Source organism: Brachyspira sp. G79, from assembly GCF_002379365.1.
In the GTDB taxonomy this organism is placed as follows: Bacteria; Spirochaetota; Brachyspiria; order Brachyspirales; family Brachyspiraceae; genus Brachyspira.
Map to the genome: position 1 here is coordinate 106,582 of NZ_JQIU01000009.1, position 5,638 is coordinate 112,219.

Annotated in this window: 6 protein-coding genes and 1 pseudogene; 5 read left to right on the plus strand and 2 right to left on the minus strand. The window is 27.1% G+C overall.

Annotation, left to right across the window (positions count from 1 at the left end):
• A partial coding sequence (locus tag KQ44_RS13460; protein ID WP_346426140.1) for an HTH domain-containing protein occupies window positions 1-163 on the minus strand: 163 nt, incomplete at its 3' end.
• A gap of 109 nt (window positions 164-272) precedes the next feature.
• On the opposite strand from KQ44_RS13460, the gene KQ44_RS13465 reads away from it, so the two are divergent.
• The 5 genes from KQ44_RS13465 to KQ44_RS13485 all read left to right on the plus strand — a co-directional run bounded on the left by KQ44_RS13465 (window position 273) and on the right by KQ44_RS13485 (window position 5,014).
• A complete protein-coding gene (locus tag KQ44_RS13465; protein WP_096737883.1) occupies window positions 273-581 on the plus strand; it encodes a PTS sugar transporter subunit IIB in 309 nt (102 codons plus the stop codon).
• A gap of 58 nt (window positions 582-639) precedes the next feature.
• Complete coding sequence (locus tag KQ44_RS13470) at window positions 640-1,722, plus strand: MupG family TIM beta-alpha barrel fold protein (RefSeq protein WP_096737884.1); 1,083 nt, start codon at window positions 640-642, stop codon at window positions 1,720-1,722.
• Between the two features lie 125 nt (window positions 1,723-1,847).
• Window positions 1,848-3,185 carry a PTS cellobiose transporter subunit IIC gene (celB, locus tag KQ44_RS13475; RefSeq protein WP_096737885.1) on the plus strand — a complete coding sequence of 446 codons (1,338 nt, stop codon included), beginning with the start codon at window positions 1,848-1,850 and terminating at the stop codon, window positions 3,183-3,185.
• A 22-nt stretch (window positions 3,186-3,207) separates the two neighbouring features.
• A complete protein-coding gene (locus KQ44_RS13480) occupies window positions 3,208-4,593 on the plus strand; it encodes a glycoside hydrolase family 1 protein (protein ID WP_096737886.1) in 1,386 nt (461 codons plus the stop codon).
• A 100-nt stretch (window positions 4,594-4,693) separates the two neighbouring features.
• Complete coding sequence (locus tag KQ44_RS13485) at window positions 4,694-5,014, plus strand: PTS lactose/cellobiose transporter subunit IIA (RefSeq protein ID WP_096737887.1); 321 nt, start codon at window positions 4,694-4,696, stop codon at window positions 5,012-5,014.
• A 95-nt stretch (window positions 5,015-5,109) separates the two neighbouring features.
• Here KQ44_RS13485 and KQ44_RS15635 read toward each other — a convergent pair.
• Window positions 5,110-5,489, minus strand: a pseudogene (locus KQ44_RS15635) (PepSY-like domain-containing protein).
• Between the last annotated feature and the right edge of the window lie 149 nt (window positions 5,490-5,638).

The following is a 5,638-nucleotide window of genomic DNA, read 5'->3' on the forward strand; positions in this document are numbered from 1 at the left end:
TTTTTTCAAGATCATTATTTAATTCCTGTATTTTTATACGTATAGTTTTTTCGCTTACATTTAATTCTTTAGCTAATTTCTCAGCTGTTATATAAGATTCAGCAGATAAAATATATAATATTTCTTTAATATATTTATTTTTCATGTAAATATTATATATCATAACAGAATAAAAAACAAAAAAATACCAGATTAATATAGTAGTTTTATTGTTTGAGTTATTATAAAAAAGTGATAAGCTAATAAAAAATAAAAAAGAGAGGTTTAAAATTATGACAAAAATTTTATTATTATGTTCAGCAGGAATGTCAACAAGTATGGTTGTAAAAAAAATGAAAGAGGCAGCTACTAAAAAAAATATAGATGTAGAGATAGAAGCAGTAGCTACAGCAAGATTTTATGAATTATTAGACAGTTATGATGTATTTTTACTAGGACCGCAGGTAAAATTTCAAAAAGCAGAGTTTCAAGCAAAAGCTAAAGAAAAAAATAAACCATTAGATGTTATAGATTTCAAAGATTACGGTACTATGAACGGGGAAAAAATATTAGATTTTGCTTTAAACTTAAAAGTTCAATAATATTTATAGGGTTAATTTATAAATTTGTAATAGGATTATTTATTATAGGATTGTTTTTATGAGAGAATTAGGTATTTCTGTTTATCCTTTCCATTCTAAGATGGAGGATAATAAAGCTTATATAGATTTGGCTTCAAAATATGGTTTTACAAGATGTTTTATGTGTTTGTTATCAGTAGAGTATTCTAAAGATGAGATTATGAAAGAGTTTTCAGAGATCATAAATTATGCTAAAGATAGAGGTATAAATACTACTTTAGATATATCTCCTGCTGTATTTAAGCATTTAGGTATTTCATATGAGGAGCTTGATTTTTTTCATAAACTAGGGGCTTGGGCTATAAGGCTTGATTTAGGATATAGCGGAAACGAAGAGAGTTTAATGACTTATAATGATTATAATTTAAAAATAGAGATTAATATGAGTAATTCTACATCATATTTAGATACTATAATGAATTATTATCCGAACAGAGAAAATCTTATAGGCTGCTATAATTTCTATCCTCATGCCTATAGCGGACTTGATAAAAAATTGTTTATTGAAAGTATGAATCGTTTTAAAAAGCATTCTATAAAATTATCAGCATTTGTTAATGCTAAAGAAGCTAGTTTCGGACCTTGGCCTGTAGATGACGGTATATGTACTTTAGAAGAACATAGAAATCTTCCTATAGAAATACAGGCTATGGAATTATTCTTTTTAGGTGTTGATGCTGTGTTTGTTGCTAATTGTTATGCTAATGAAGAGACTTTTAAAAAACTTGCTTGTTTGGATAAAAGACTTATAACTTTAAAAGCAAAATTATTAGATAATATTCCAGAAATAGAGAGAAAAATAATTCTTGAAGAGATGCATCAAAACAGAGTAGATGCAAGCAGTTATTTTATTAGGTCATCAAATCCTAGAGTGAAATACAAGGGAAATAATTTTAAAATATTTAATCCTATTACAGACATTAAACGCGGAGATATACTTATTGATTCTTCTGAATATGGAACTTATGCAGGAGAACTTCAGATAGCATTAAAAGATATGAAAAATACTTCAAGAACTAATGTTGTCGGTAAAATAGATGAAGATTATTTATTTTTATTAGACTATATAAACATGGCTCAGAGATTTAAAATAACTCAATAGTTTTTGTTATACAAATACTAAATTACAGCTAGGTGATTATATTAATTATCATATGTGTATATGCAGGTGTAGTTTAAATAATATTTATTAAAATAATATAAAAATAATAGAATGGAGAGTAGATCATGAATGATAAATTAATGGCATTTATAGAAAGTAAACTTCTTCCTATAGCGTCAAAAATAGCAGGCAATAGATATTTAAATGCAATAAGAGACGGATTTGTATTTGCTATGCCTTTTTTAATAGTGGGATCTTTTATACTTTTGATATTAAATTTACCTTTCACAGATAAGAGTAATTTTTTGTATATGGAATGGTATACTAATTTGATGAATTCTTTCAAAGGCGATTTAGTTCAGCCTTTTTATGTAAGTATGGGCATAATGTCATTATTTGTAGCTTATGGTATAGGCTATTCTTTATCAGGGCATTATCAGCTTAATTCTATTACAGGAGGATTTTTATCATTATTTAGTTTTTTATTGGTATCTGCCAAAGTAGAATATGCTCCTATAGCAGAGTCTGTATCAAAATCATTTTTAGTTAATGCCGACAGTTCAATACCTGTTATGGACGTTAGATTTATGGATGCTAAAGGTTTATTTGTAGCTATAATTTTTGGTATTATATCTATAGAAATATTCAGATTTTTGGTAAATAAAAAACTTATTATAAGACTTCCAGAATCAGTACCTCCTGCTATAGCAAAGTCTTTTGAACTTTTAATACCTATAGTTGTAGTTATAGTAATATTTCAGGCTTTCAATATTATTATACAAAAGAGTTTAATGATGATGATACCAGAATTAGTAATGAAAATATTTGAGCCTTTACTTAAAGTATCAGATTCTCTTCCTTCTATAATAATTATTCTTCTTGTGATACATATATTATGGTTTGCAGGACTTCATGGTACTAATATAGTAGATGCTATAGTAAAAGCAATTACATTATCAAATTTGGCAGTAAATCAGGCAGCACTTCAGGCTGGAGAACCAGTAACAAAGATATTTGCAGGCGGATTTTTTGATTCATATGTATTTATAGGAGGTGTAGGTACTACTTTAGGTTTGGCAATAGCTATGGTAAGAAGCAAAAATGAACATATAAAATCTATAGGAAAATTATCAATAGTTCCAGCAGTATTTAATATTAATGAACCTATTATGTTTGGGGCACCTGTAGTGATGAATCCTATTCTTGTTATACCTTTTATATGTCTTCCTATAATAAATGCTACTATAGCTTGGGTATTTACAAAATTAAATATTATAGGTCATATTGTATCATTAGTACCTTGGACAACTCCGGGGCCATTGGCTGCATTGCTTGCTACTAATTTGAATTTTGCTTCTATGATATTGAGTTTGGTATTAATATTCACATCATATCTTGCTTATATACCTTTCCTTAGAGCTTATGAGATGTCATTAGAAAGAGAAGAAGCAAATAATAAATAAAATTAATGAGGTTTTTTATAATATGAAACAATATAAATTTAGTGATAATTTTTTATTTGGGAGTTCTACTTCAGGACCTCAAAGCGAAGGTTTTTATAATAAGGCTAATAAAAATATATGGGATTATTGGTTTGAAATATCAAAAGAAAAATTCCATAATCAAGTTGGACCTGAATATACATCTAATTTTTTTAGAGATTATAAAGACGATATAAGATTAATAAAAGAAACAGGTCATAATGTTTTTAGAACTTCAATACAATGGAGTAGAATACTAAAAGATTTTAATACTTTAGAATTAGATGAAAAAGCTGCTGAGTTTTACAGCAATGTTATAGATGAGCTTATAAAAAACGATATAGAGCCTATAATATGTTTGTATCATTTTGATATGCCTTTAAAACTTCAGGAGATAGGAGGATTTGAAAATAGAGAAGTAGTTGAACTTTATGCAAAATATGCTTCTAAAATGTTTGATCTTTATGGAGATAAAGTTCATAAATGGTTTACTTTTAATGAGCCTATAGTAGTTGCTGAGGGCGGATATTTGTATAAATTTCATTATCCAGAAGTTGTATCATTTAAAAGAGCGGTTCAGGTTGTTTATAATATGAACTTGGCAAGTGCAAAGGCTGTAAAAGCTTTTAAAGAATCTGGAAAAAAAGGTGATATAGGTATAATACTTAATCTTACTCCTTCATATCCTAGAGATGAAAATAATAAAGAAGATTTAAATGCTTCTCATATATGCGATTTGATTTTTAATAGAAGTTTTTTAGATCCTGCTGTTAAGGGAGAGTTTCCATCTGATTTGATAGACTTTGTAAATGAAAATAATCTTACTCCTATATATGAAGAAGGTGACAAGGATATATTAAGAGAAAATACTATATCGATTTTAGGAATAAATTATTATCAGCCTAGAAGAGTAAAAGCAAGAGAGAGTAAGTTTGAATCGGATACTTTAATGCCTGAAAATTTCTTTGAGCCTTATGAGATGCCTAACAGACTTATGAATCCTTACAGAGGCTGGGAAATATATTATAAAGGTATTTATGATATAGCTAAAAATATACAGGAAAACTATTCCAATAAAAAATGGCTTATCACAGAAAACGGTATGGGTGTGGAAAACGAAGAAAGATTTATAAAAAACGGTATTGTTGAAGATGATTACAGAATAGAGTTTGTAAGTGAGCATTTGAAATGGCTTCACAAGGGTATAGAAGAAGGTTCTAATTGTATAGGCTATTTGATGTGGACACCTATAGACTGCTGGTCTTGGCTTAATGCTTATAAAAACAGATATGGATTTATAAGGTTTGATTTAGAAAGCGGTAAAAAGACAGTAAAAAAATCTGGATATTGGTTTAAAGAGCTTGTGAAAAATAAAGGTTTTGAGGGATAAAATATTTATATCAAGTAAAATTATAGAAAATATTTATACATTTGATGTTTGCTTGGTAATATAAAAAATAAAAATAATTTATATTTAGGAGGCTATAATTATGACTGAAGAACAAGAAAAATTTATGGAGGAGAATGTATTTCCTATTATTAGTTTGGCTGGTGAGAGTAAGAGTTTAGCTTACGAGGCTTTAAGACTTGCTAAAGAAAAAAAATTTGATGAGGCAGCTCAAAAAATGAAAGAGGCTGATGAAATAATATTAAAATCTCATGAGTTTCAGACTAATTTAATAACTAGAGAAGCAGACGGTGAAAAAATAGAAATTACTATGCTTTTTGTTCATGCTCAGGATCATTTGATGACCGCTATGAGCGAGAAAAATCTCATAAAAGAGATTATAAGTATATTAGAAGTAAAATAAATAACATATATTTTAAACCATTCAATTAAGGGACTAAAGATAGATTTTAAGTCCCTTAATAATAACTTAATTTTCATAAAGCAAATCTCCTTTATTTATGCCAATATGTTTCCTTTATGGCTTATGCATAAATCTAATGAGTTGCTTAATTTTACTCTGTAAAAATTTATTCTTTTGTTTATTTCAAATATATAAGCATTTTTATATTTTTTCATAACACTTTTTACTCTACCTGATATATTTTTAGGCAGTATATTCTCTCTTATTACATTATCATCACTGCTTATGTAATTCCATTCTCCGTTTTATCAAAATTGATATAAGTTCCGTTTGATAATTTTATTTCATATTCATCTTTTATTTTATCAATATATACATTTTTGCCTTACTAAAATTAGTACTTATAAATCTTTTAGCATTTTCAGGTAATTTACTTGGTGTTATTTTTATTAAAAAGGTTTAATGTATTAGTCATAGTTATTCTCCTTATGTATGTTGTAAAATTTCTTTACATGTATATTATAATAAATTGTAAATTTTAGGCAATATAATTTTACAAATATTTTACATTATTTTTACAATATTTAGCTATTTTGGTATTTTTATCATACGTATAATACATTT

Excerpts from the sequence above, each read along its gene's own strand:
- KQ44_RS13470 (WP_096737884.1), top strand. The coding sequence starts at position 640 with ATGAGAGAATTAGGTATTTCTGTTTATCCTTTCCATTCTAAGATGGAG.
- celB (WP_096737885.1), top strand. The coding sequence starts at position 1,848 with ATGAATGATAAATTAATGGCATTTATAGAAAGTAAACTTCTTCCTATA.
- KQ44_RS13480 (WP_096737886.1), top strand. The coding sequence starts at position 3,208 with ATGAAACAATATAAATTTAGTGATAATTTTTTATTTGGGAGTTCTACT.
- KQ44_RS13485 (WP_096737887.1), top strand. The coding sequence starts at position 4,694 with ATGACTGAAGAACAAGAAAAATTTATGGAGGAGAATGTATTTCCTATT.
- KQ44_RS13465 (WP_096737883.1), top strand. The coding sequence starts at position 273 with ATGACAAAAATTTTATTATTATGTTCAGCAGGAATGTCAACAAGTATG.